Origin of the sequence: Acidovorax sp. JG5 (genome assembly GCF_017939685.1) — a bacterium.
GTDB lineage: Bacteria > Pseudomonadota > Gammaproteobacteria > Burkholderiales > Burkholderiaceae_C > Acidovorax.
Genome location: NZ_JAGKSE010000007.1, coordinates 63345 through 89186 on the forward strand (window position 1 = coordinate 63345; position 25842 = coordinate 89186).

General features: G+C 65.6%; 15 protein-coding genes. 9 read left to right on the forward strand and 6 right to left on the reverse strand.

Annotated features, from left to right (window positions below):
• The first annotated feature begins 69 nt into the window (after window positions 1–69).
• The 8 genes from J8G26_RS09965 to J8G26_RS10000 all read left to right on the forward strand — a co-directional run bounded on the left by J8G26_RS09965 (window position 70) and on the right by J8G26_RS10000 (window position 13403).
• The gene (locus J8G26_RS09965; RefSeq protein WP_087746953.1) at window positions 70–702 is read left to right on the forward strand and encodes an ATP-binding cassette domain-containing protein; all 633 of its coding nucleotides are present in this window, start codon (window positions 70–72) and stop codon (window positions 700–702) included.
• 59 nt (window positions 703–761) lie between these two features.
• Entirely contained in the window at window positions 762–1394 is a 633-nt protein-coding gene (locus J8G26_RS09970) for a LysE family transporter (RefSeq protein ID WP_087746950.1), read from the forward strand.
• A gap of 93 nt (window positions 1395–1487) precedes the next feature.
• Window positions 1488–2888: an efflux RND transporter periplasmic adaptor subunit gene (locus tag J8G26_RS09975; RefSeq protein WP_246881339.1), complete on the forward strand. Its 1401-nt coding sequence runs from the start codon at window positions 1488–1490 to the stop codon at window positions 2886–2888.
• Between the two features lie 33 nt (window positions 2889–2921).
• Window positions 2922–6029, forward strand: a complete 3108-nt coding sequence (locus tag J8G26_RS09980) for a multidrug efflux RND transporter permease subunit (protein WP_210568812.1) — start codon at window positions 2922–2924, stop codon at window positions 6027–6029.
• An 856-nt stretch (window positions 6030–6885) separates the two neighbouring features.
• Window positions 6886–10020 (forward strand): efflux RND transporter permease subunit, encoded by a 3135-nt coding sequence (locus J8G26_RS09985; protein ID WP_210568813.1) that lies wholly within the window; start codon window positions 6886–6888, stop codon window positions 10018–10020.
• A gap of 32 nt (window positions 10021–10052) precedes the next feature.
• Complete coding sequence (locus J8G26_RS09990; RefSeq protein ID WP_349238317.1) at window positions 10053–11474, forward strand: efflux transporter outer membrane subunit; 1422 nt, start codon at window positions 10053–10055, stop codon at window positions 11472–11474.
• A 212-nt stretch (window positions 11475–11686) separates the two neighbouring features.
• Entirely contained in the window at window positions 11687–12511 is an 825-nt protein-coding gene (locus J8G26_RS09995; RefSeq protein ID WP_087746936.1) for an undecaprenyl-diphosphate phosphatase, read from the forward strand.
• A 10-nt stretch (window positions 12512–12521) separates the two neighbouring features.
• A complete protein-coding gene (locus J8G26_RS10000) occupies window positions 12522–13403 on the forward strand; it encodes a MipA/OmpV family protein (RefSeq protein ID WP_232476398.1) in 882 nt (293 codons plus the stop codon).
• A 51-nt stretch (window positions 13404–13454) separates the two neighbouring features.
• Here the strand turns inward: J8G26_RS10000 and J8G26_RS10005 are convergent, their stop codons facing one another.
• The 6 genes from J8G26_RS10005 to mutS form a co-directional block, all read right to left on the reverse strand.
• Complete coding sequence (locus J8G26_RS10005) at window positions 13455–14276, reverse strand: alpha/beta hydrolase (RefSeq protein ID WP_087746933.1); 822 nt, start codon at window positions 14274–14276, stop codon at window positions 13455–13457.
• A gap of 44 nt (window positions 14277–14320) precedes the next feature.
• The gene (locus tag J8G26_RS10010) at window positions 14321–15148 is read right to left on the reverse strand and encodes a proteasome-type protease (protein WP_087746931.1); all 828 of its coding nucleotides are present in this window, start codon (window positions 15146–15148) and stop codon (window positions 14321–14323) included.
• Window positions 15149–15332: 184 nt separating this feature from the next.
• Entirely contained in the window at window positions 15333–18539 is a 3207-nt protein-coding gene (locus J8G26_RS19355; protein ID WP_246881333.1) for a DNA methyltransferase, read from the reverse strand.
• A 28-nt stretch (window positions 18540–18567) separates the two neighbouring features.
• Window positions 18568–18882, reverse strand: coding sequence for a CcdB family protein (locus J8G26_RS10020; RefSeq protein WP_210568815.1), 315 nt, complete (start codon window positions 18880–18882; stop codon window positions 18568–18570).
• 3 nt (window positions 18883–18885) lie between these two features.
• Window positions 18886–19170 (reverse strand): hypothetical protein, encoded by a 285-nt coding sequence (locus J8G26_RS10025; RefSeq protein WP_210568816.1) that lies wholly within the window; start codon window positions 19168–19170, stop codon window positions 18886–18888.
• 67 nt (window positions 19171–19237) lie between these two features.
• Window positions 19238–21829 (reverse strand): DNA mismatch repair protein MutS, encoded by a 2592-nt coding sequence (gene mutS / locus J8G26_RS10030; RefSeq protein ID WP_210568817.1) that lies wholly within the window; start codon window positions 21827–21829, stop codon window positions 19238–19240.
• Between the two features lie 470 nt (window positions 21830–22299).
• Here mutS and J8G26_RS10035 point away from each other — a divergent pair, with 470 nt between their 5' ends.
• Window positions 22300–25833: a helicase-related protein gene (locus J8G26_RS10035; RefSeq protein WP_087746918.1), complete on the forward strand. Its 3534-nt coding sequence runs from the start codon at window positions 22300–22302 to the stop codon at window positions 25831–25833.
• The last annotated feature ends 9 nt before the right edge of the window (window positions 25834–25842 follow it).

Below are 25842 nucleotides of genomic sequence, written 5' to 3' on the forward strand. Positions count from 1 at the left end.
CAAGATTTCTAGAATGCCAGGATTTGCCGACGCCGTTGCGGCGCTTACGGGGCGTTATCGCCGATTTTCATGACCCACCCATCGCTCTCGCTGCAGGTGCTCGGCCTGTCTTTTGGCTACCCGCATTGCGCTGTGTTTGACAACTTTCACGCTACTTTGTCACCGGGGCTGACGCTGGTGCGCGGGGATGAAAGCTGTGGCAAGACCACGCTGCTGCGGCTGCTGGCCGGTGAGCTGGTGCCGCAGGCGGGCCGGCTGGTGCTGGCGGGGCTAAATGGGCAGACGGACCCCGATGCGTACCGGGCGCGGGTGTTTTGGGCCGACCCGCGCTCGGATGCGCTCAACGACCAGACTGCGCGCGGCTGGTTCGCCCGGTTGTCACAGCAGCATGGCGCCTGGGATGCCAATGCGCTTTTGGCGCATATCACAGGGTTTTTACTGCACCCCCATCTGGACAAGCCGCTTCATGCGCTGTCCGCAGGCAGCCGCCGCAAGGTCTTGATGGCGGCGGCGCTGGCCTCTGGCGCGCCGCTCACGCTCATGGATGAGCCCGTCGCGGGGCTGGACAAGTCCTCCGTGGCGTATCTGGCAAAGGCGCTGGCCCATCACGGAACCCAGCCTGGCCGCATGGTGGTAGTGGCCCATTACGAAGCGCTCGCCGGGGTGCCGTGGAATCAGGTGGTGGATTTGCCCGGCGTGTAACGCAGCCGCACTGCCTCGGTAGACTGGCGCTTTTTTGCTTTCGCCCCACAGGATCTGTAATGGACGCTCTCTTATTTGTGCCGGTGGCTGTGGCCATTTCACTGACGCCCGGTCCGAACAATTTCTGCGGGCTGAACAACGGCATCCGTGCGGGTGTGGGCGCTGCGCTGATTGCCACCTTGGGGCGCGTGGCCGCTTTTGCCATTTTTCTTGTGGTATCCGCGGTGGGGCTGGGGGCCATGCTGCTGGCTTCCGAAGCGGCGTTCACGGCGGTGAAATGGGCGGGCGCCCTTTATCTCTTCTGGCTGGGCTGGCGGGCCTGGCGCAGCCGCGAGTTCAGCGGGCTGAGCGTGGTCGAGGGCGAGGGCGCTTCGGTGGCTGAATCGCCCGTGAGTCTGCGCGCCCTGATCGCCCAGGAATTCCTGCTGGGCATCACCAACCCCAAGGCCATCATCCTGTTTGCCGCCATCTTTCCGCAGTTCATTGATCCGGGCCAGCCTGCTGCTCGGCAGTTTTTGGTGCTGGGGTCGATCTATCTGGCGAGCGAGTTCGTTTCGACAGCTGTGTATGCCACTGGCGGGCGACAGATTCGCCGATTCATCCGCACCTCGCGCGGGGTCGTGCGCCTGAACAAGGCCACGGGCGGGTTCTTCATGGGGGCGGGCGGTTTGTTGTTGGTCACCAACCGCTAACGCCAGGGCAAAACAGCCGTCATTCGTTGGCGACGATGTTGGGTGCGGCTGGGGATGGCTACCATTGCCCGACTTCACTTTGCCGCGCTTTCCATGCTGCCCCACCGTTTCCCCTGTCCTCCGCTGCGGTCCAACTTGCGCCAGGGCGGGCGAGCGCGGTGGTGGATGCTGCTGCTGGTGGTGCTGGCGCTCGCAGCGGGCGGGGGGTGGTGGTGGACGCAGCGCCAGGCGGGCCCCGATGGGGCCGCGGCAACCGTGGGCACAACAACGCCGGGGCGCTTCAGCGCCGGCGGGCAGGTACAGCCTGTGTCGGTGGGGCTGGTGCGGCGCCAAGACGTGCGTGTGATGGTCCAAGCCATCGGCACCATGAGCGCGCGCGCCACGGCGGTGGTGCGGGCCAAGGTCGGCGGCGAGCTGACGGCGCTGCATTTCAAGGAAGGCCAACAGGTCAAGGCAGGCCAGTTGCTGGCCGAGATCGATGCGCGCAGCTACCAGGCCGCGCTGAGCCAGGTGCAGGGCAATCTGCAGCGCGACCAGGCCCTGCTGAAAAACGCGCAACTCGATCTGCAGCGCTACAAAGACCTGCTGGCACAGGATTCGATAGCGACCCAGCAGGTGGATACGCAGGCGGCACTGGTGCGCCAGCTCGAAGGCACCGTGGCCGCCGACCAGGCGCAAGTGGACGCCGCCCGCCTGCAACTGGGCTACACGCGCATCACGGCGCCCATTGCCGGGCGCCTTGGCCTGCGCCAGGCCGACCGGGGCAATGTGGTTGGCCCCTCCGATGCGAACGGCATCGTCACCATCAACCTCGTCCAGCCCATCGACGCGGCCTTTTCAGTGCCCGAGGCGCATCTGGCGCCCATCCAGCAACGCCTGGCCGAAGGCGCCGCACTGCCCGTCGAGCTGTGGGACCGCGAGCAAAAACACCGCCTGGCACGCGGCCGCCTGGGCGCGCTCGACAATGCCATCGACCCCGCCACCGGCACCATCAAGGTGAAGGCTGCATTTGCCAATGAGGACGGCGGGCTGTTCCCCAACCAGTTTGTCAACGTGCGGTTGCAGCTCGATGTGCTGCAAGGCGTGCTCACCGTGCCCGGCACGGCGGTGCAGAACAACTATGTTTATCTGGTGCAGCCGTCCGGCACCGTGACGCAGCGGCGCATCCGCGTGGGCGCGGCCGAAGGCGACCGGGTCAGCGTGGACGGCGACCTGAAAGACGGCGACCAAGTGGTGACCGACGGCCTCGACCGGCTGCGTGAAGGCGCCAAGGTGGCGGTGATTGATGCGGGCGTGGCCACCCGTGCCGACGAGGCCGCGCAAGACTCCGGCGCGCGGCGCGCGGCCCTGCTGCGCAGCCTCACGCAGGCCGAGCGCGACAGGCTGGCCACCATGGCGCCCGACGAGCGCCGCGCCTTCCTGCGCGCCCGCCGCACGCAGCAGGCCGACGGAGCTGCTGCGCCGGCATCGGCCGCTGCGTCCGCTGCGCGCTGAGACCATGCACCGCGCCTTGCGGGCCCTGCTGCCATGAATCTCTCGCGCATCTTCATCCTGCGCCCCATCGCCACCTCGTTGCTGATGGTGGCGTTACTGATATCGGGCTTGCTGGCTTATCGGCTGCTGCCGATTTCGGCCTTGCCCGAGGTGGATTACCCCACCATCCAGGTCACCACGCTGTACCCCGGCGCCAGCCCCGATGTGATGACGTCGAATGTCACGGCGCCGCTGGAGCGCCAGCTGGGCCAGATGCCGGGCCTGGCGCAAATGTCGTCCACCAGCTCGGGTGGCGCCTCGGTCATCACGCTGCGCTTTGCGCTCGACATGTCCATGGATGTGGCCGAGCAGCAGGTGCAGGCGGCCATCAACGCCGGCAGCAACCTGCTGCCGAACGACCTGCCCATGCCGCCGATCTACAGCAAGGTCAACCCGGCGGACGCGCCCATCCTCACGCTGGCCATCACGTCCCCCTCGTTGCCGGTGATCCGCCTCAATGATCTGGTCGAGAACCGACTGGCGCCCAAGCTCTCGCAGGTTACCGGCGTGGGGCTGGTGGCCATTGCGGGCGGGCGCAGGACGGCGGTGCGCATCCAGGCCAACCCCACGGCGCTGGCGAGCCTGGGCCTCACGCTGGAGGATGTGCGCACCGTGATCGCCGCCGCCAACGTCAAGCAGGCCAAGGGCGGCTTTGACGGGCCCGCGCGCGCCTCGACCATTGATGCCAACGACCAGCTGCAGTCCGCGCAGGAATACCGCGACCTGATCCTGGCCTTCAAAAACGGCAACCCCATCCGCCTGCGCGATGTGGCGCAAACGGTGGACGACGCTGAGAACACCCGCCTGGCCGCCTGGGCAGGCACGCCCGAGACAGGGTCCAGGGCCGGCGTCATCCTCAACATCCGGCGCCAGCCCGGCGCCAACGTCATCGAGACGGTGGACCGCATCAAGGTGCTGCTGCCCCAGCTGCAAAGCACGCTGCCCGCATCGCTGGATGTGCAGGTGCTGACCGACCGCACCACCACCATCCGCGCCTCGGTCAAGGACATGCAGGTCGAGCTGGCGCTGGCCATCGGCCTGGTGGTGGCCGTGATCTTTGTTTTTTTACGCAGCGCCTCGGCCACGCTCATTCCCAGCGTGGCGGTGCCGCTGTCGCTGGTGGGCACGTGTGGCGTGATGTACCTGTCGGGCTTTTCCATCAACAACCTCACGCTGATGGCGCTGACGATTTCCACCGGCTTCGTGGTGGACGACGCCATCGTGATGATCGAGAACATCGTCCGCTATGTGGAGCAGGGCGAGCCACCGCTGCAGGCCGCACTCAAGGGTGCCAGGCAGATCGGCTTCACCATCATCTCGCTCACCATCTCGCTGATTGCGGTGCTGATTCCGCTCTTGTTCATGGGCGACGTGGTGGGGCGGCTGTTCCATGAATTTGCCATCACCATGGCCGTGGCCATCTTGCTGTCGGCGGTGGTGTCGCTCACGCTCACGCCCATGCTGTGTGCGCGCCTGCTGCGCCACACGCCCGAAGAAAGCCATGGCCGCCTGTACCAGGCCACGGGCCGATTTTTTGACCGCACCATCGCGCACTATGGCCGCGCGTTGCAGTGGGTGCTCAACCGCCGGGGCCTGACCTGGCTGGCGTTTGCGGCCACGCTGGTGCTGACAGTGTTGCTCTATGTGCTGGTGCCCAAGGGCTTCTTTCCGGTGCAAGACACCGGCACACTGCAGGCCACCACCGAGGCCGACCAGTCCATCTCGTTTGCCGCCATGGCGGAGCGCCAGCAGCAGTTGGTCGAGCGCATTCTGCAAGACCCGGCCGTCCAGAGTGTGTCGTCCTTCATTGGGGTGGACGGGGCCAACACCACGCTCAACACCGGCCGCCTGCTCATCGACTTGAAACCCCACGCCGAACGCGACCGCGCCCCCGTGGTGCTGCGCCACCTGGCGGACTCAACCCGCGATATTGCGGGCATTCGCCTGTATGCCCAGCGGGTGCAAGACCTCACCATCGAAGACCGCGTGGCGCGCACGCAATACCAACTGCTGGTTTCGTCGCCCGACATGGCCCAGTTGCAGATCAGCACCGCTGACCTGGTGCAGCGCATGCGCGCCCTGCCGCAACTGGCCGATGTGGCGAGCGACCTGCAAAGCCAGGGCCTGCAGGCCTTTGTGCAGATCGACCGCGCCCAGGCCAGCCGGCTGGGCGTGACGGTGGCGGGCATCGACACCGCGCTGTACAACGCCTTTGGCCAGCGCTTGATCTCCACCATCTTCACGCAATCGAACCAATACCGCGTGGTGCTGGAGGTGGCGCCGCAGTTCAAGTTGGGGCCCGAGGCGCTGAACAGCATCTACGTTGCATCGAGCGCCGGCAAGCCGGTGGCACTGTCGTCGGTGGCGCGCATCGAAGAGCGCCCTATGCCGCTGGCCGTGAACCATGTGGGGCAGCTGCCGGCTGCCACCATTTCGTTCAACACGGCACCGGGCGTTTCGCTGGGCGATGCCGTCAAGGCCATCCAGGCCGAACAGGCGGCGGCGCGCGCGGCCGGTCTGTTGCCGCTGTCGGTGGACAGCAACTTCCAGGGCGCGGCGCTGGCGTTTCAGGCCTCGTTGTCGAACACGCTGCTGCTCATCTTGGCGGCGGTGGTCACCATGTACATCGTGCTGGGGGTGCTGTATGAAAGCACCATCCACCCGGTGACCATCCTGTCCACCCTGCCGTCGGCGGGGGTGGGGGCGCTGCTGGCGCTGTGGCTGGCGGGGCTGGATGTGGACATCGTGGCGGTCATCGGCATCGTGCTGCTGATCGGCATCGTCAAGAAAAACGCGATCATGATGATCGACTTTGCGCTGGAGGCGCAGCGCGAACAGGGGCTGCCAGCGCGGGAGGCGATTTACCAGGCCTGCCTGCTGCGGTTTCGGCCGATTTTGATGACCACGCTGGCGGCGTTGCTGGGGGCGCTGCCGTTGATGCTGGGTACGGGCGTGGGCAGCGAGTTGCGGCATCCGCTGGGGGTGACGATGGTGGGGGGGCTGATTGTGAGCCAGTTGCTGACGCTGTTTACGACGCCGGTGATTTATCTGACGTTTGAGGGGTGGGCTGAGCGTTGGCGGGCGCGGCAGGGGGCTGTGTGATGGGTGCTCCTGTTTTTGTAGCTGGTTGCGCTTTTCCTATAAGCGCTGGGGGTGTTTTTGGCTCTATGCCTTGGCTGGGGGCGGGGGCCGGGTCTCGCCCCGGCGGGCGAGGCACTTTTCTTTGCTTCGCCAAAGAAAAGTACCCAAAAGAAAGGCGACCCTGCTGTCTGCGACCCTCCGCTTCGCTGCGGGCAACCTGGGGTGCTCGTGCGCGGGGTGCGCCGTGGAACTCACTGCGCGCCTGCGGCGCTCCGTTCAGACAACCACGGCGAGTCAGATCACGAAGCGGGTGTGTCCTGCGGCACACCCGCCACCCCGCGCCCTGCGCGCCCCAGGCGCATCCAGAAGGGGTGGGGAGCCAACAGCCACACGGGCCATCGCTGCGCTCGGCCCCGTTTCGCGGGCGCAAGCGCCTCGCGCTGCGCAACCTGGGCCGAGCGCAGCGATGGCCCGTGGGGTTGTTTGGATGTTCGGTGGTTCCCCCCATCTGGCTGCGCCTGCGGCGGTGCGGTTGCGGGGTGAGCATGCGCGTCGAAGCGCGCATGCCTCGTCATCTGACTCGCCGTGGTTGTCCGAGCGGCGCGCGCAGCGCAAAGCGAGTTCCACGGCGCACCCCGCAAGCGCACCGCCGCAGGTTGCCCCGTAGCAACGCGAAGGGGTCGCAGACTGTGGGTCGCCTTTCTTTTGGGTACGTTTCTTTGGCGAAGCAAAGAAAAGTACCTCGCCCGCCGGGGCGAGACCCGGCCCCCACCCTGAAAAAAAGCACAGCAATAACTATCAAAACAATAGCTACCAGCGCAACCCCCCAAAGCGCTAGAGCCACAAAACACCCCGAACCTGGCAGGAGGCCCGCCCCATGAGCCTCTCCACCCCCTTCATCCACCGCCCCATCGCCACCACGCTCCTCACCCTGGGCCTGGCCCTGGTCGGCGCGGTGTCGTACTTTCTGCTTCCGGTGGCCCCGCTGCCGCAGGTCGATTACCCCACCATCTCCGTCAGCGCCAGCCTGCCCGGCGCCAGCCCCGACACCATGGCCGCCACCGTGGCCACGCCGCTCGAGCGCTCGCTCGGCGCCATCGCCGGCGTCAACGAGATCACCTCGCGCTCCATCCTGGGCAGCACCAGCATCACGCTGCAGTTCGACCTCAACCGGAACGTGGACAGCGCCGCCCGCGATGTGCAGGCCGCCATCAACGCCGCGCGCACGCTGCTGCCCACGGGCATGCCCAGCAATCCCAGCTACCGCAAGGTGAACCCGGCCGATGCGCCCATCATGATCCTGGCGCTCACGTCCAGCGCGCTCACGCGCGGGCAGATGTACGACGCGGCCTCTACCGTGCTGGCGCAAAAGCTCTCGCAGGTCGAAGGGGTGGGGCAGGCCACGGTCAGCGGCGGCGCGCTGCCCGCCGTGCGTGTGTCGCTCGACCCGGTGCGGCTGGCGGCCAACGGGGTGTCGCTGGAGCAAGTGCGCGGCGCCATCAGCACCACCAACGCCAACCGCCCGCTGGGCGCGGTGGAGCGTGAAGACCACTATTGGCAGATCGCCGCCAACGACCAGGCCCGCGTGGCGGCCGACTATGCCCCGCTGGTGCTGCGCTGGCAAAACGGCAACGCGATTCGCCTGGCCGATGTGGCCGAGGTGACCGACTCGGTGCAGGACGTGCGCAACTTTGGCGTGGCCAACGGCAAGCCGGCTGTGCTGCTGCAGGTGTACAAGCAGCCCGGCGCCAACATCCTGGAGGCGGTGGACCGCGTGCGCGCGCTGCTGCCGCAGCTCAAGGCGTCGATCCCGGCGGCGATCGATGTGCAGATCGTCTCCGACCGCACACCCACGCTGCGCGCCTCGGTCAAGGAGGTAGAGCACGCCCTTCTGATCGCCGTGGCGCTGGTCGTCCTGGTGGTGTTTCTGTTTCTGCGCAACGGGCGCGCCACGCTCATCCCCGCGGTGGCCGTGCCGGTGTCGCTGGCGGGCACGTTTGGCGTGATGTATCTCGCGGGCTACACGCTCGACAACCTCTCGCTGATGGCGTTGACCATTGCCACCGGCTTCGTGGTGGACGACGCCATCGTGGTGCTGGAAAACATCATGCGCCACATGGAGCGCGGCAAAACCGCGCTGCAGGCCGCGCTGGATGGCGCGCGCGAGATCGGCTTCACGGTGGTGTCGATGAGCCTGTCGCTGATTGCGGTGTTCGTGCCCATTGTGTTCATGGGCGGCATCGTGGGGCGGTTTTTCCATGAGTTCGCCATCGTCATGTCGGCGGCCATTGGGGTGTCGCTGCTGGTGTCGCTCACCACCACGCCCATGATGTGCGCGGCGCTGCTCCAGCCGCACCGGCCAACCGAGCAAGCGCCCAGTCCATCACCTTGGGCGCGCTTTATGCGCTGGCTGGACGGCCTGCAGGCCCGGGGCCTGCGCGGTTACCGCCGCAGCCTGGCCTGGTGCCTGCGCCACCAGCCCCTGGTGCTGCTGGCGCTGGCCGGGGTGGTGGGGCTCAACGTTTACCTCTACACCGCCATCGAGAAAGGCTTCATGCCCGAGCAGGACACGGGCCGCATCTCGGGCTTCATCCGTGCCGACCAGGCCACGTCGTACCAGGCCATGGAGCAGCGGCTGCAGCGTTTTCTGGCCATCGTGCAGGCCGATCCCGCCGTGGAGCATGTCACGGGCTTCACCGGCGGCTGGCAGCGCAACGCGGCGCAGATGTTCATGACGCTCAAGCGCGGGCCGGGGCAGGAGCGGTCTGAGGCCGTCATCACCCGCCTGCGCGCGCAGCTCAAGGACGAGCCCGGCGCCCGCCTGTTCATGGTGCCCCAGCGCGACATCCGCATTGGCGGGCGGCAAAGCAGTGCCTCGTACGACTACACGCTGCAGGCCGACGACATCGCCGAGCTGCGCACCTGGGAGCCACGCATCCGCCAGGCGCTGGCGCAATTGCCCGAGCTGGAAGACGTGAACAGCGACGTGTCGGACTACGGCCTGCAGACCACGCTGGTGATCGACCGCGACGCCGCCACGCGCGCAGGCCTGACCATGGCGCAGATCGACGCCACCCTGAACGACGCCTTCGGCCAGCGCCAGGTGGGTGTGATCTACAACCCGCTCAACCAATACCGCGTGGTGATGGAAGCCGCCCCGCGCTACCTGCAAAGCCCCGAAACGTTGCGCGGCTTCTTCTTTGTCAACAGCGCGGGCCAGCAGGTGCCACTCACGGCGTTTGCGCGCATCACCACCACCAACACGCCGCTGTCGGTCAGCCACGAGCGCGGCACGCCGGCCAGCACCGTCAGCTTCAGCCTGGCGCCGGGCGTGTCGCTGTCGCAGGCCACCGATGCCGTGCACAACGCGGTGGCCGAGCTGGGCGTGCCCGTGGGAATCCGCGGCACCTTTGGCGGCACGGCGGGGGCGTTTCAGAGCGCGCTGGCGGGCCAGCCGCTGCTGATCCTGGCGGCCATCATCACCATCTACCTGGTGCTGGGCATCCTGTATGAAAACCTGTTGCACCCGCTCACCATCCTGTCCACCCTGCCATCGGCCGGGGTGGGGGCGCTGCTGGCGCTGATGCTGTTCAAAACCGAGTTCTCGCTGATCGCGCTGATCGGCGTCATCTTGCTGATCGGCATCGTCAAGAAGAACGCCATCATGATGATCGACTTTGCGCTGGTGCGGCAGCGCGCCGGCCACATCACGGCCGCGCAGTCCATCTACCGCGCCTGCAGCCTGCGCCTGCGGCCCATCCTCATGACCACGCTGGCCGCCATTTTTGGCGCGCTGCCGCTGGCGCTGAACCGGGCCGACGGCGCCGAGCTGCGCCAGCCCCTGGGCATTGCCGTGGTGGGCGGGCTGCTGCTGAGCCAGCTGCTCACGCTGTACACCACGCCCGTGGTCTATGTGGCGCTGGACCGGCTGCGCGCGCGCGTGCAGCGCTGGGGGCGCTGGCGCCGCCACCCGGCTGGCGGCCCGAAGCCCGCGCTGCAAGGAGATTCCTGATGCACCCCGATAACTCTTATTTTGATAGCTTCTTGCGCTTATCCAGTAAGCGCTGGAAGCCATTTTTGCTCGTTATTTTGGCGCTGCTCACGGCCTGCAGCTCCCAGCCGCCCCACGAGCGCCCGGCGCTCGACGTGCCCCCCGCCTACAAGCAAGGCGTGCAAGGCAGCGCCGTGTGGCAAACCGCCCAGGCACAAAACAGCGTGCCAGACGCGTGGTGGACGCTGTTCGCCGACCCGGCGCTTGATGCACTGCAAGAGCGCGCCGCCAGCGGCAACCAGAACGTGGCCCTGGCCGTCGCCCGGCTGCGCGCCGCGCGCGCCGCACTCGACAGCGCTGGCGCCGCCGGCCTGCCCAGCCTGGGCGCCACGGCCAGCAGCACGCGCTCGCGCAGCGGCACCACCACTGATAACACCACTCAGGCCCGCACCCGCAACAGCCAGGCCCTGGGCTTGAACGCCAGCTGGGAGCTGGATTTGTGGGGGCGGCTCTCGGGCGGGGTGGATGCCGCGCGCGCCAGCGCCCAGGCCAGCGCCGACGACCTGGCCGCCATGTGCCTGTCGGTGCAGGCCACGGTGGCGCAAACCTATTTCGCGCTGCGCGCCGCCGAGGCGCAGACGCTACTGCTGGACGACACCCTGGCCGCGTACGAGCGCAGCTGGCAACTCACGCGCAACCGCCAGCGCGCGGGCGTGGCCTCGGCGGCCGACGTGGCGCAGGCCGAGGCGCAGTACAAGTCCACCCAGGTGCAACGGCTCGAAGCGCAGACCAGCCGCGCCCAGCTGGAGCACGCGCTGGCCGCGCTCACCGGGCAGGCGCCGGCCGCGCTCAACCTGCCCGCCACGGCCGAGCTGCCCGCACCGCCCGCCGTGCCGGCGCAACTTCCTTCGCGCCTGCTGGAGCGCCGCCCCGATATTGCCGCTGCCGAACGCCGCGTGGCGGCGGCCAACGCGCAGATCGGCGTGGCGCAGGCGGCGTTCTTTCCAGCGGTCACGCTGTCGGGCGCGGCGGGCTATCGGGGCACCGAGCTGGCCAATTTGCTGAACGCTCCTAACCTGTTCTGGTCACTGGGCCCTGCATTGGCCGTCTCACTTTGGGATGGCGGCGCCCGCAGCGCCGCCTTGGAATTGGCCCGCGCCGCGCACGACCAGACCGTGGCGAGCTACCGCCAGACGGTGCTGACCGCGCTGCGGGAAGTGGAGGACAACCTCGCCGCTGCCACCGCGCTGGAGCGCGAACAGCACCTGCAGGCCGAGGCCGTGGCCGCCGCCCAGCGCGCGCTGGATGTGGTGAGCAACCAGTACCGCGCGGGCACGGTGGGCTATCTGAACGTGCTGAGCGCGCAGACCACCGTGTTGTCAGCCCGGCGCAACCTGATTGACGTGCGCAGCCGCAGGCTGGCAGCGGTGAACATGCTGCTCAAGAATGTGGCGGGGAGCTGGTTGGACGGGTGAGGGGCGGAGTTTTGGGACAGGCCCAACGCAAATAAAAGTAGCTGCCGGCGATTGACGGATAAGCGTTTGCAGCGGTTTTTGCACTGTTTCTTGCAGGCGTGCAGGTACCCGCCGAGCTTGGCCCCGGTGCGCTTGTGTGCAAGGCGTTCCAGGCCAGCCGTCAGGGGATAATTTGCCCTTTTGCCAGCCCGAAGGGCTTAAAGGACATACGCGTGGACATTGTTTTGCTGGTCAAGGCCGCCATCATGGGCGTGGTCGAAGGTCTTACCGAGTTTCTTCCCATCTCCTCCACCGGCCACCTGATTCTTGCGGGCTCGCTTTTGGGCTTTGATGACGCGAAGGCCCAGGTGTTCGACATCGCCATCCAGACGGGCGCCATCTTTGCCGTCATCCTGGTGTATTGGCAAAAAATCCGCGCCACGCTGGCGGCCCTGCCTACCGAGCGGCAGGCACAGCGTTTTGCGCTCAATGTGCTGATTGCCTTTGTGCCGGCGGTGGTGCTGGGGCTGCTGTTTGGCAAGGCCATCAAGGCCAACCTGTTCACCCCCGTGGTGGTGGCCAGCACCTTCATCATTGGCGGCTTCATTATCTTGTGGGCCGAACGCCGCCCTGCTGCGGCCACCCGCATCCAAGAGGTGGAAGACATGACTGCGCTGGATGCCCTCAAGGTGGGCCTGGTGCAGTGCCTGGCCATGGTGCCGGGCACCAGCCGCAGCGGCGCCACCATCATTGGCGGCATGCTGCTGGGCCTGTCGCGCAAGGCCGCCACGGACTTTTCCTTTTTTCTGGCCATTCCCACGCTGATCGGCGCGGGGGCGTACAGCCTGTACAAGGATCGTGCCTTGCTGTCGGCGGCCGACATTCCGCTGTTTTCCGTGGGGCTGGTGTTCTCCTTCATCAGCGCCTGGCTGTGCGTGCGCTGGCTGTTGCGCTACATCAGCACCCACAGCTTCGTGCCGTTTGCGTATTACCGCATCGTGTTTGGGGTGGTGGTGCTGGTTTCGGCATGGACTGGCCTGGTGCAGTGGGCCGGCTGATAATGGCGCCATGACCTACCTGCCGCGCCGTCCTTCGGGCCTTCCTTTGGGCCTTTGGGGCTGCGCTGTCTGCACTGTCTTGTGGGGCCTGGGCGCCGGTCTGCCCGCCATGGCCGAGGATGTGCCGCCCGCCGTCAACCCAGACGGCTCCCCCAAGCTCAACTATGTGCTGGGCGCCGTGGTGAGCAACGGCCCGGACTACGCCGGCGGCGATGGCCGTTCGTCCCACCTGAGCCCGTCATGGGCGCTGGAATACGGTCGGTTTCGCCTGAGCACCTCGCGCGGCAGCACCCTCATGGGCCATGGGCTGGAGCAGCGCGAATCGGGCGCCACCGCCATCCTGGCCGAAAGCGACCGGTTCAGCCTGAGTGCATCGCTGCGCCTGGACAGTGGTCGCGATAGCAGTGATGCGCCGCGGCTCTCCGGCCTGCCCGATGTGCGATCCACCCTGCGCGCCCGGGTCAGCGCGGGCTATGCCATCACGCCCCGGTGGTCGGTGGGCGCAGGGCTTTCGCAAGACATCCTGGGGCGCGACGGGGGGGCGCAGCTGAACACCAGCGTGTCCTATACCCTGCCCGTCACGCAGCAGACCCGCATGGTTTTTGGCGCCGGCGCCAGTTTTGGCGACCGCACCTACCTGCGCTCCCGGTTTGGCGTGCCCGCAGTGGCGGGCGGCGCTGGGGCAGCCCGCCTGCCCGCGTACGAGCCCGGTGGCGGTCTCTACAGCGTGGACCTGGGCGTGGATGTCATGACGGCGCTCAACCGCCATTGGGTGGTGTGGGGCGGCGTGGGTGTCTCGCAATTGCAGGCAGACGCGCGCCGCAGCCCCCTGACGGTGAAGCCCACCGGCTATAGCGCCTCGGTGGGGCTGGCCTACCGCTGCTGCCGTTGACGCGGCCCGGCGCCGAGCGCGAATGTCGGGCAGCCGGGCGGTCGGCCGACTTCAGTGCGCCGCGCTCGGCAGTGCAGCCAGGTTCAGCAAGGCCGCCTCGATGGCGGCGGCGGTGGCCAGCGGCTGCTCCATCGGGAACAAGTGGCTACCGTCAAGCATCATGATGCGCCCGCCCGTCACCCGCCGGGTCAGCGCCATGCCCACCTGGCGCATCTCCACCGATGCCAGCCCGCCGATGAATGCCGCCGGGCAGCGCAGCGGGTGGCGGCGCAGCAGGCGGTCCAGGTTGTGCGGCAAGGTGTTGTAGATGGCGGTTTCCACCGCCCGGTCAAAGCCCAGCACCCGGCGCCCGTCCTCGTCGTGCAGGCCGTGCGTGACATAGTCGCGCAGCACCTGCGGGTCCCACTGCGCAAACACCTTTTTCTTGCCAAAGTGCTCCAGTGCCTCTGCAGTGCTGGCCCAGCTCATGCGGCGCTGGCGGCTCACGCGGCCGGGCGACACGGCGCCCACCAGCTGCGTGCGCTTGGCCACGCCCACGGTGGTGGCGCGCCAGCCGCTGATGAGCGGTGAGTCGAGCATCAACACGCCGCGCGCCAGCGTGGGGTGCTGGGCCGCCGCCATCACGCTCAGAATGCCGCCCAGCGAATGCCCCACCAGAAACACCCGCTCGCCCGACGCCGCCACCTGCTGCGCCGCAAAATCAGCCAGCTGCTGCACCAGATGCGGCCAGTTGCTGGTAACCGGGTATTGCGCATCGTGGCCAAAGCGGTCGATGGCGGCCACGTCAAAGCCGCGCTGGCGCAATTGCCCAAAAAGCACGTTGTAGGTGCCCGCCGGAAAGCTGTTGCCGTGCGAGAAAACGATCTTGGCCATCAATCCATCAGGGTGCGGGTGCGGGGCAGGGGCTGTGCTGAGGCTCAGACCAGCTTCTCGCGAAAGTTGGTGATCTTCTTGAGCGGCTTGCTGCGCTCCGGGTTCACCATGATGGGGGCATCGGTCAAGCGGCCGTCCCAGGCCGGGTCTTCGATGCTGTCGAATACCTCGCGCAGCTTTTGCCCCCAGCGGTCATGCAGCATGCGAAAGTAGGGGTTGTTCTCGTCAATGCACGCGATCTTGTCGGTGGTGAAACGGTCCACCTCATACACCACCAGGTCCATGGGCAGGCCCACCGAGAGGTTGGACTTGAGCGTGCTGTCCATCGACACCAGCGCGCACTTGGCCGCCTCGTCGAGAGGCGTCTCGGGCGTCAGCACGCGGTCGAGCACCGGCTTGCCGTATTTCGACTCGCCCACCTGGAAATACGGCGTCTCGGCGGTCGATTCGATGAAATTGCCCGCCGAATACACCTGAAACAGCCGCATGCCCTCGCCCTTGATCTGGCCGCCAAACACCATCGACACATTGAAATCCACCTCTGCGCGCTTGAGCGCCGCGCCATCGCGCTCATGCACATGGCGCACGGCGGCGCCCAGCACGCGGGCGGCGTCGAACATGCTCCTGGCGTTCCAGATGGTGACGGGCTCGCTGTCGGCAGCGTCCTTGATCTGCGTGGTCTGCAAAATCTCGCGCACCGACTGCGAAATGCTCAGGTTGCCGGCCGACAGCAGCACCATGAAGCGATCGCCCGCTTTCTCGTAAACCATGATCTTGCGGAACGAGCTGATCTGGTCCAGCCCGGCATTGGTGCGTGAATCGGACAGGAACACCAGCCCGGCATTGAGTTTGATGGCGACGCAATACGTCATGGGGAATGCGAAAAAGAGGAAAGGCACAGAGTGTAGTGCGGTGCCGCCGCAGCGCCCGCACCTATCGTGGGTTGTGCAAGAAAGATATAAAAACAATAGCTGCTGGCGCTTATCCCATAAGCGCTAGAGGCCAATTTCTCTCAAACCTCCCAGAACGCCTCGATCAGCTCGCCCTGCGCGCATGTCAGGCCCCGGTGGGCGTGCTGCGTTGCAGGTTCAGCGCCAGCAGGCGGCGCAAAATTTCATCGTCCGCCATGTCTGCCGTGTAGTCCGCCCAGCCATAGGCCGCCGCCACCGCCGCGTCCAGCTGCGCGTGGGCAGCCGCCAGCCAGGCGGGGCGCTGGTTGTAGAGATTGGTCAGCGTGCGCTTGGCCAGGTCTTTCTCGAACCCCGGCTTGGGCACCGTGCGGTCGGGGTAGGGCGATGCGCTCAGGCCCAGCGGCACCACCTCGGGCACGCTGTCCGTCCACTCGGGCGGGTTCAGCCAGGCCTGGCGCAGGGTGTTCAGGCGCTGCGCGGCCTGGGCGATGGCCGTGGCCGCTTGGCGTGTTGGTATGGTTTTGATAGCTGCTTGCGCTTGCTGGACGGGCGCTAGAGGCTGATTTGGCTTTGAATCTCCTTCAACCAAGGCATTCGAGAGGTCAGCCGGAATCAGTGCGCCGCCGTCCACCGTTTCGGTGCGCTGGTGCGCGGTGTCCAAGGGTGTGAGGCCTGCGGGGAAGGGGAATGTTTCGAAGCAGGTGGTGGGGGTGTAGCGCGGGTCGTTGCCGACGCCAAGCCAGGTGCACATGCGCAGTGACCAGAGTTCGTGGACGCGGCTGTGCAGGATGCCGAAGGTGGTGTCGTCGGCGCGGGCGATGGCGACCGTCGCAGTGTCCGGAATGGACGGCACCAACTGCCAAACAAACAGACGGTGCTTTGCAACTCGGGGCGTGTTGATGTAGCGCGGTAAGGAAGTGAGCGCGGAACGTAGTTTTTCGCCATTTCGACCGAAGCGCCACCAAAACGTGCGTCGAATTCGGTCGTTGTTTTCGAGACGAACCGGCTTCACGAAGGCTGTGATGTGTTCGAAAGGCGCTTCAAAAAGTGATGCCTCTTGTTCCGTCATGGATTCACCCGTATCAATGACCCATCCGTCGCGTGGACGGCGCGTAATGTCCATCCCATTGATTAGTGGAAACAGAACTTGAGCATTAGATTCGCCATGCGGATTGGGAAGTTGAAGCCATTTGCGAGCGATATCGCCGGCTATGTCCAATGGGCCATCTTTGCGAAGTCCTTCAAAAACTGCACCAGCATTGGCTGGGAGTCTTTGAGCCGTAGATAAATCAAGGGCAGTTATATCGTCGTCTGCTCCTGTCAAGTCCGCGTAGATTTTTTTGACAGGCATCCCGTTCAGGCCGATTGTGTTTTCATGGCCAAACGCCACCAGCGACACGCGCACGGCAGCGCCGTTGTTGATCCACGGCTCATCGCTCCAGGCGTCAAAGATGCGGGTTTGCGCGCAGATTGCATCAAGCACCTTGCGGTTGGCGCCGCCGCGAATCGAGTTGGTAGTGACCAGCCCGGCGCGTTGCAAAGCCCCGGCCGCGATTTGTGCCCGCGCTTTCTCAAACCAGTAGCACACCAGGTCGGCGGCGCCGGGAACGGCGGGTGCGTAAACGGCGTCCAGCGCCTGGACGTAGCGATCCCCTAATTCGCCACGCTTCTTGCTGCCGCCCAGAAACGGCGGGTTGCCGATGACCACGTCGGCGCGGGGCCAGGTTGCCTCTGTGGGTGTGGCGGCCGCGCCGAGTGGTCCGGGATGGGGCGGGGTTCCGGTTTCGGGGTCAGAGCACGAGTTTTGCTGCGCAAAATCGTGATCCGACCCCGAAACCTGCGCTGCGCCTGGGGCGGGCGCTGGTGTCTGCGCTGCGTCTTGTTTTGGCGCTGCCTGCGCTGTGCTCCAGTCGAGCAGCGCATCGCGGCATTCGATGTGCTCCAGCGTGTCCAGCACGGGGTTGGTCTTGAACTCGTAGCCGTGCGCCAGGCGCCATTGCAGCTCGCCAATCCACACGGTTACGCGGGCCAGTTCGGCGGCGTATTCGTTCAGCTCGATGCCCAGCACGTTGTGCGGGCCGGTCACCAGGTCAGCCTCGCGGTCCAGGCCCAGTTCGGCAGCCTGCAGGTGGCTGTGGTGTTCCACGTCTTTCAGGCACTTGAGGGCGAGGTACAGAAAGTTGCCGCTGCCGCAGGCGGGGTCGAGGGCGCGGTAGTTTTTGAGTTCGTCAAGCCAGGTGATGAACAGAGCGTGCGCCGCGCGGTAGTGTCTGTCGCCTTTTTTGGTGATTTTGGCCGCCAGCCCTTGTATATCAAGCGCTATAAGCTCCCACTTTTGTAGCAGTGGGCGGCGGATGACGGGGCCGATCAGTCGCTCGATGGTGGCCGGGTCGGTGTAGTGCGCGCCCAGCTGGCTGCGTTTGGCGGGGTCCAGGCCGCGCTCGAACAAGGTGCCGAAGATGGAGACGTCGATGGCGCTCCAGTTCAGGTCGGCGGCCCGGCGCAGCTCGGCCAGGTCGGGCGCGGAGAGGGGCGGCACGGCGATGGTCTGGAACAGGCCGCCGTTGAACCACGGAATGTCGTCCACGCCATACAGGCCGCCGCTTTGCATGGTGGTGAAAAGCTGCGTGAGGCCCTGGGTCAGCCGCTCGGGCGTGGCTTGCTGGTTGTTGAGCAACCGCTCGAACATGCGGCCGGGCAGCAGGCCCACGTCTTCGGCAAAAAAGCAGAACAGGCACTGCGTGAGAAAGTGCGCCACCTGGTTGGCACGCTGTTGCTGGCGGGCGGCGTCTTCATCCGCCGTGGCGCCGCGCTGGCGCAGGCCTTCGGCCAGGGCGGCAAAGCTTTGGGCGGCGGCTTCGGTGATGTCGCGGTTGGTCTGCCGGGGCTTGAAGCTCTCGGGCGCCAGCCAGATGCGGCGCAGCAGGGCCAGATTGGCTGGCTGGTCCATTTCGGCAATGCGCACCTCGTGCGTGGCACTGGGGTGGCCGGTGAACTGGGTGTGGATGCGAATGCTGAGCCGGTCAGACACCACCAGGATGGGCGGGTTGGACAGCGCCAGGCTGTAGGTGAGCAGCTGCTTGAGCGCGGTGTCGAGGTTTTTGCCCGGCGCCTTGTTTTCCCACGCAAAAACGCCGCGCATGAAGACGTCGGCATAGCCCGTCTTGCCGCCGATGACGCTGCTTTTTTCTTCAAACCGGTAGCCCTCGGCACTGCCGGGTTTGGGCACGCCGAGCAGTTCGCACAGGTCCAGAAAATGGCTTTGCGCGCCTTGTTCTTCGTTGAGGGCGTAGGCGGGGCCGGGCACGCCACCGGGCGCGCCCCATTTGGCGATGAATTCTTGGGGGGTCATGGGTGGGGTGTTGGGAAGGGGGAGCGCTTCAGTAGCCGCGCAGAAGCATGTCCAGTGCGGTTTCAATTTCCAGCATTTGGGGCTTTCCGGTGGTACGGGGTTGGGATAACTCGTTGCGCAGGAAAACGGCAATGCCAAGGGGGTGCAGATGGGCGATTTGATCGTTCACTGCAATGGCGGGGTTGAAGCGTTCAGTCATCCCCGGAAAGGCACCCGGCACCGCCAGCGGAACGCAAACCCGTTCGGCAAAGCGGTAGAGCAGGTCGCTCTGGATGTCTATGACAAAGGGGAACGCGTAGCGGTCTTCTTCAATGGGGTTGTCGTAAATGTCGAGGCGCGCCATGGCTCATTTTTGTTGTTCTGCACGCCAGCGACGCACACGCTGCGAATAGGGTTCGCGCTGCTCGGCCCAGGCGTTGTATTGGTCGATTTCGGTGGCGTGCTGCGAGGACCACTCGTGGGCCGCTGCGGCATAGCGTGCGGGCTCTTCCTGTGCCGCGAGGGGGGCGGGCACCACTTTGACCGGCATCAGCGTGATGGTGCCGTCGGCTGCCGTTTGCACCTCGAACAACTGCCCGGCGTATTTTTTGCCCAGCGATATCTGGCCGCTGGCGCCCACTTCCTTGAGCATGGCGTGATCCTTCCAAAATCGTCATGCCATCATGCGGCATGAAAATGCAGGGGTCAAGCCGGGGGCGTCAATGCCCCGCCAGCTTCTTGAGCTGGTACAGCGCATCCAGCGCCTCGCGCGGGCTTAAAGCGTCGGGGTGGATGGCGGCCAGCGCCGCCTCGACCGGGCTGGCGCCTGCGCTCTCGGGCATTTCGGGCGTGGCGAACAGGTCCACCTGCAATTCACCTTCGCCGGCGCGTTCTTCGAGCGCCGCCAGCGCATGGCGCGCGTGGTGCAGCACCGGGGCGGGCACGCCGGCCAGTTTGGCCACCTGGATGCCGTAGCTGCGGCTGGCGGGGCCGGGTTGCAGTTCGTGCAGAAACACGATGTCGGTGCCCGCCTCGGCGGCGGCCACATGCATGTTGACGGCGTGGCGCGCCTTGGCGGGCAGTTCGGTCAGCTCGAAGTAGTGCGTGGCAAACAGCGTGAATGCACGGGTTTTGTCGTGCAGGTGCGTGGCAATGCCGCTGGCCAGGGCCAGGCCGTCAAACGTGCTGGTGCCGCGGCCGATTTCGTCCATCAGCACCAGGCTGTGGGGTGTGGCGGCGTGCAATATCTGCGCGGCCTCCACCATCTCCAGCATGAAGGTCGATTGCGCGTTGGCCAGGTCGTCGGCCGCGCCGATGCGGGTGTGGATGGCGTCAATCGGCCCCAGGCGGCAGCTGGCGGCGGGTACATGGCTGCCCATGCTGGCCAGCAGCACGATGAGCGCGACCTGCCGCATGTAGGTCGATTTGCCGCCCATGTTGGGGCCGGTGATGACCTGCATGCGCGTGTTGGCGTTCAGGCGCGTGTGGTTGGCGATGAAGGCGCCGCTCGATGTTTCAGCCAGGCGCGCTTCGACCACGGGGTGGCGGCCGCCTTCGATCTCGATGCAGGGCTCGGGCACGAACTGCGGCGCGCACCAGTTCAGCGTGAGCGAGCGTTCGGCCAGCGCGCACAGCACATCCAGCGTGGCCAGCGCCTGCGCCAGCCGGGTGAGCTGGGGGATGTGGGGCTGAAGCTGGTCGAGCACTTGCTCGTACAGCCATTTTTCGCGGGCCAGCGCACGCTCGTTGGCCGACAGGGCCTTGTCTTCAAAGGTTTTCAGCTCGGGCGTGATGAAGCGCTCGGCGTTTTTCAGCGTCTGGCGGCGGCGGTAATCTTCGGGCACCTTGTCGAGGTGGCTGCCGGTCACTTCAATATAGAAGCCGTGCACCTTGTTGAACTGCACGCGCAAATTCGGAATGCCGGTGCGCGCCTTCTCGCGCGTTTCCAGGTCGAGCAAAAAGGCGTCGCAGTTGGTCTGGATGGCGCGCAGCTCGTCCAGCTCGGCATCGAAGCCGCTGGCGATGACGCCGCCGTCGCGCACCAGCGCGGCGGGCTCTTCGGCAATGGCGCGCTGCAGCAGTGCCGTGCATTCTGGGGGCGGCTGCAAGTGGCTGAAAATTTGGGCCAAATAGGGCTCTGGCGCTTGTGCAGTAAGCGCTAGTAGCTCTGATTTTTGTAGCGTTTTGCCCAAACCCACCAATTCGCGCGGGCGCACCTGGCGCAGCGCGACGCGGGCGGTGATGCGCTCTACATCGCTAACACCTTTCAGTTCCGCCCGCAAGGTGGCCCAGGGGCCCGAGCCACCGCCAGCGCCGCCCGCCCCGCGCAGGGCGGTGGTGGCAGACAGGCGCCGGCGCGCCTCGGTGCGGTCGCGCCGGGGTTCGAGCAGCCAGGTTTTCAGCAGGCGGCTGCCCATGCCGGTCATGCAGGTGTCGAGCAGCGAAAAGAGCGTGGGCGCATCGTCGCCGCGCAGGGTTTTGACGAGTTCAAGGTTGCGGCGCGTGCTGGCGGGCAGGTCGATCAGGTCGTCTCCGCGCTGCACCTGCACGCTGTGCACATGGGTGAGCTGGCGGCCCTGGGTGTGCTCGGCGTATTGCAGCAGCGCGGCGGCGGCGGCATGGGCCTCGCCCAGGTCTTGTGCGCCCCAGGCCTGCAGGCTGGCGGCGCCCAGGTGTTCGAGCAGCTTGCGCGCGCCCAAGGCGCTGTCAAATTGCCAGTCGGGCCGGGGGCTCAGGGGGCAGGTGAAGGCGCCGCTTTGGCGCAGCACTTGCAACTGTTGCTCGAAGCGGTCGGTCACGCCGGCGCTGTAGATCAGCTCGCTGGGGGCCACGCGCGCCAGCCAGGCGCCCAGTTCGTCGTGCGCGCATTCGGCCAGGAACACGCGGCCCTGCGTCACGCTGAGCCACGCCAGGCCACAGCGCGCGCGCGGCGCCTGGTGCACGGCCAGCAGCAGCGACTCGGACTTGTCGGACAGCAGCTCGGTATCGGTCAGCGTGCCGGGCGTGACCACGCGCACCACCTTGCGCTCCACCGGGTCCTTGGCCGCGCCCACCTCGCCCACCTGCTCGGCAATGGCCACCGACTCGCCCATCTTGATCAGGCGCGCCAGGTAATTCTCCAGCGCATGAAACGGCACCCCCGCCATCACCACCGGCTGGCCGCCCGACTGCCCGCGCTGCGTGAGCGTGATGTCGAGCAGGCGCGCCGCCTTTTCAGCGTCTTGCCAGAACAACTCGTAAAAATCGCCCATGCGGTAGAACAGGAGCGTTTCGGGGTACCCGGCCTTGAGGGCCAGGTACTGCTGCATCATAGGGGTGTGGTCTGAGTAGTCTTTTTCGACAACTTGCTTTTGGTCGTAAGTTGTTGAATTTTCGTTATTTTTTACCACTGCTCAGCTTTCTTGTATTGCCATGAACCGCAAAGAATTACGGCTTTTGCGTAGCAAGAATGTAGCAAAATGAAGACCTCCATCGCCCATTTTTGGGTGGATATATGTGCTTCATTTTCACGCGCGACAACCTCCAAAAACTGGCCCGAGCCGTGCGCCCTGTGGTGGCTAGCGGCAAGATGGCCAGTTTGACTGACATTGATGAACTGCCTCCGTCGTGAATTGAAATCCCGCTGGGTGAGAAGATCGCGACACGCTTGAATGCTGCATTTCGCCTGCTAGACTGACCCGCCGATCAGGCGCTTGGGGGAGTGCACTGGGTTTGCGCCTTGCTCGTCCCTGCCAAGGAGTCAGTGCCTGATGTATCCACCGTTCAACGCACTCAGGCGCGCATGCTCAAACTTGAAGAAATCGCTAAGGACGCGCAAATCACCGGGCTGGTCCCTGATGAGGTCGTCAAGGTTGTCAACGTCGAAGAGATAGGCCCCAGTGCCCGCCTTGTGGCCTACCGCAATGCCCAAGGCAAGCTTGATGAGCAGACCATCTTCCGCAACGACGAGCATCGCTTGTCCCTGGCCGTGGCAGGCAAGGCATGGGCTTTCGATGCTGAGCCCGCTGCCTTCAAGCTGGCATTGGAGGCCTATCGCATCAGCCTGGCCCACCTGTTTGACCCCTTGATGGCGGTGCACACATCCAATGTGGAGCCCCTGCCGCACCAGATTTCCGCCGTTTACGAATCCATGCTCCCGCGCCAGCCGCTGCGCTTTGTGCTGGCCGACGACCCCGGAGCAGGCAAGACCGTGATGGCGGGCCTGCTGATCAGAGAAATGACCCTGCGTGCCGACGCCCGGCGCGTGCTCATCGTCTCTCCTGGTTCCCTGACGGAGCAGTGGCAAGACGAACTGCGCGAGAAATTCGGACTGGACTTCGAGCTGTTCAGCCGCGAAAAGCAGGAGCAGTGCCACAGCCGCAACTACTTTGCCGAACAAGACCGCCTGATTGCCCGCCTCGACCAACTTTCGCGCAGCGAGGAATACCAGCAGCTCTTGGCCCAGACCGAGTGGGACCTGATCGTGGTGGACGAGGCCCACAAGATGTCGGCCAACTACTTCGGCAACAAGGTCAACGAGACAGGCCGATTCAAGCTGGGCAAGTTCTTGGGCGGTCTCACGCGCCACTATTTGCTGATGACGGCCACGCCCCACAACGGCAAGGAAGAAGACTTTCAGCTGTTCATGTCGCTGCTGGACGGTGACCGCTTCTATGGCAAGTTCCGCGAGGGTGCCCACAAGGTGGATATCACCGACATGATGCGCCGCATGGTCAAGGAAGAGCTGCTGCGCTTTGACGGCAAGCCCCTGTTCCCAGAGCGTTGTGCGTACACGGTCAACTACACCCTGTCAGATGCCGAGGTGCTGCTGTACGACCAGGTCACCGACTACGTGCGCAACGAAATGGACCGCGCGGACCGGCTGGACGGCAAACGCAAGGGCACCGTGGGTTTTGCCCTGACCCAGTTGCAGCGCCGCTTGGCATCCAGCCCGCAGGCCATCTACACATCGCTGTCACGCCGGCGCAAAAAGCTCGAAGCGCGCCTAGACGAGCTGCAACTCAAAGCCCGCGCTGACGTGCTGCGCGAGAACTTGGGTGAATACGTCGTCAAGCGACAGCTGGACTTGCCCGAAGACCTTGATGACGCTGCCGACGAACTCAGCGCCGAGGAATACGAAGCAGTGGCCGACCAAGTGGTGGACCAGGCCACTGCCGCCGAGACCATTCCTGAGCTGCAAGCCGAAATCCTGATCCTGCGGGAGCTGGAAGGTGCCGCTGCATCCGTCGTGCAATCGCGCAGCGACCGCAAGTGGGAAGAGTTTTCGCGCCTGCTGCAGGGCGACCCCGAAATGCGCACCGCCGATGGCCGCCGGCGCAAAATCATCGTGTTCACCGAGCACCGCGACACGCTCAACTACCTGCTGCTGCGCATCCGCGACACGCTGGGCAGTGAGCAGGCTGTGGTCACCATCCACGGCGGCATCAACCGCGATGACCGGCGCAAGGTGCAAGAGGCATTCCGCAACGATCCCGACGTGCTGGTGCTGCTGGCCACCGACGCAGCGGGCGAGGGCGTCAACCTGCAAAACGCCAACCTCATGGTCAATTACGACCTGCCCTGGAACCCCAACCGCATGGAGCAGCGCTTTGGCCGCATCCACCGCATTGGCCAGCGCGAGGTGTGCCACCTGTGGAATCTGGTGGCGGCCCAGACCCGTGAGGGCGAGGTGTTCAACTGCCTGCTTGAAAAGCTGGCCGTGGAGCGCGAGGCCTTGGGCGGGCGGGTGTTCAACGTGCTGGGCGAGGCTTTCGACAACATCTCGCTCAAAGACCTGCTCATCGACGCCATTCGCTACGGCGAAAAGCCCGAAACCCGCGCCCGCATGGAGCAGGTTATCGGCCAGGCGCTGGACACCCAGCACCTGAAAGACCTGATGGCCCGCAATGCCCTGGTCGAAAACCACATGAGCCTGGACGACCTCTATGCCATCCGCGAGGAGATGGACAAGGCCGAGGCCCGCAAGCTCCAACCGCATTTCATCAGCGCATTCTTCCGCGAGGCATTCCGGGTGGTGGGTGGCGAGCTGCGCGACCGCGAGGCGGGCCGCTACGAGGTGCGCCACGTTCCTCCTGATGTCATGGAGCGCGACCGTGTGATCGGCCACACCCGCACCCCCGTGCTGAAAAAGTACGAGCGCATTTGCTTCGACCGCGAGCACCGCACCATCTACGGCAAACCCACGGCAGAACTGGTGCACCCAGGCCACCCCCTCATGGCCGCCGTGACCGACCTGGTGCTGTCCAGCCACCGCAGCCTGCTCAAACGCGGCGCCATCCTGGTGGACCCGCACGACGACAGCACCGAGCCGCGCGTGCTGTTCATGCTGGACCACAGCGTGCGCGAAACCGCCGCACCCAACGGCAGCACCCCGCGCGACGTTTCCCGCCGATTGCAGTTTGTGGAAATGACGGCGGACGGCAACGCCGCGCCAGCGCCGTTTGCCCGCCACCTTGACCTGGTGCCCATCACCACCGCCGAGTCTGCCCAGGTGGCCGACGTGTTGCAGGCCGATTGGGTGACGCACCACATCGAAGCCCGTGCCCTGGCCTATGCCGTGGAACACCTGGTGCCCGAGCACACGCAAGAAGTCGCCAGCCGCCGCGAACGCCAGGCCGACAAGCAACTGGCCGCCGTGCGCGAGCGCCTGGTCAAAGAAATCCAATACTGGTCAGACCGTGCCATCCGGCTGGACATGGACGTGCGCGCAGGCAAGCAACCCCGCCTGCAACCCGAGAACGCCCGCCGCCGTGCCGAAGAGTTGAGTGCACGCCTCAAACAGCGCACAGCCGAACTCCAAGCCATGCGCAACGTGGCGTCTGGCACACCCAACGTGATCGGCGGGGCGCTCGTCATCCCCGCAGGGTTGTTGGCCCAGCGCAGCGGTGTGCCCGATTTCAGTGTGGACGCAGCAGCCCGTGCCCGCATCGAGCGCATTGCCATGCAAGCCGTGTTGGACGCCGAACACGCGCTGGGCCACCGCACCAAAGACGTATCTGCCGAAAAATGCGGCTGGGACATCACCGCCTACGTCGAGCAGCCCGAGGGGCTGGCGTTGGAGCACCACATTGAAGTCAAAGGCCGCGCCAAGGGGCAGGACACCATCACCGTCACCAGCAACGAAATCCGCCATGGGTTGAACCAGAAGGACAAGTTCGTGTTGGCTGTGGTGGTGGTGGACGGCGACAGTGCCGAATCGGTGAACTACATTTCCATGCCCTTCACCAAGGAACCTGACTGGGCCGAGGCCAGCAAAAATCTGGACTTAGGATTGCTGCTGAACAGAGCCTTGGCGCCCAAGGTGTTCCATGGTTAGACAAGGCCG

What these genes read in the sequence shown, in the direction of transcription:
- J8G26_RS10035 (WP_087746918.1), top strand. Translation starts at nt 22,300, where the DNA reads ATGCTCAAACTTGAAGAAATCGCTAAGGACGCGCAAATCACCGGGCTG.
- J8G26_RS09980 (WP_210568812.1), top strand. Translation starts at nt 2,922, where the DNA reads ATGAATCTCTCGCGCATCTTCATCCTGCGCCCCATCGCCACCTCGTTG.
- J8G26_RS10000 (WP_232476398.1), top strand. Translation starts at nt 12,522, where the DNA reads ATGACCTACCTGCCGCGCCGTCCTTCGGGCCTTCCTTTGGGCCTTTGG.
- J8G26_RS09970 (WP_087746950.1), top strand. Translation starts at nt 762, where the DNA reads ATGGACGCTCTCTTATTTGTGCCGGTGGCTGTGGCCATTTCACTGACG.
- J8G26_RS10010 (WP_087746931.1), bottom strand. Translation starts at nt 15,148, where the DNA reads ATGACGTATTGCGTCGCCATCAAACTCAATGCCGGGCTGGTGTTCCTG.
- J8G26_RS09975 (WP_246881339.1), top strand. Translation starts at nt 1,488, where the DNA reads ATGCTGCCCCACCGTTTCCCCTGTCCTCCGCTGCGGTCCAACTTGCGC.
- J8G26_RS10020 (WP_210568815.1), bottom strand. Translation starts at nt 18,882, where the DNA reads ATGGCGCGCCTCGACATTTACGACAACCCCATTGAAGAAGACCGCTAC.
- J8G26_RS10005 (WP_087746933.1), bottom strand. Translation starts at nt 14,276, where the DNA reads ATGGCCAAGATCGTTTTCTCGCACGGCAACAGCTTTCCGGCGGGCACC.
- mutS (WP_210568817.1), bottom strand. Translation starts at nt 21,829, where the DNA reads ATGATGCAGCAGTACCTGGCCCTCAAGGCCGGGTACCCCGAAACGCTC.
- J8G26_RS19355 (WP_246881333.1), bottom strand. Translation starts at nt 18,539, where the DNA reads ATGACCCCCCAAGAATTCATCGCCAAATGGGGCGCGCCCGGTGGCGTG.
- J8G26_RS09985 (WP_210568813.1), top strand. Translation starts at nt 6,886, where the DNA reads ATGAGCCTCTCCACCCCCTTCATCCACCGCCCCATCGCCACCACGCTC.
- J8G26_RS10025 (WP_210568816.1), bottom strand. Translation starts at nt 19,170, where the DNA reads ATGCTCAAGGAAGTGGGCGCCAGCGGCCAGATATCGCTGGGCAAAAAA.
- J8G26_RS09965 (WP_087746953.1), top strand. Translation starts at nt 70, where the DNA reads ATGACCCACCCATCGCTCTCGCTGCAGGTGCTCGGCCTGTCTTTTGGC.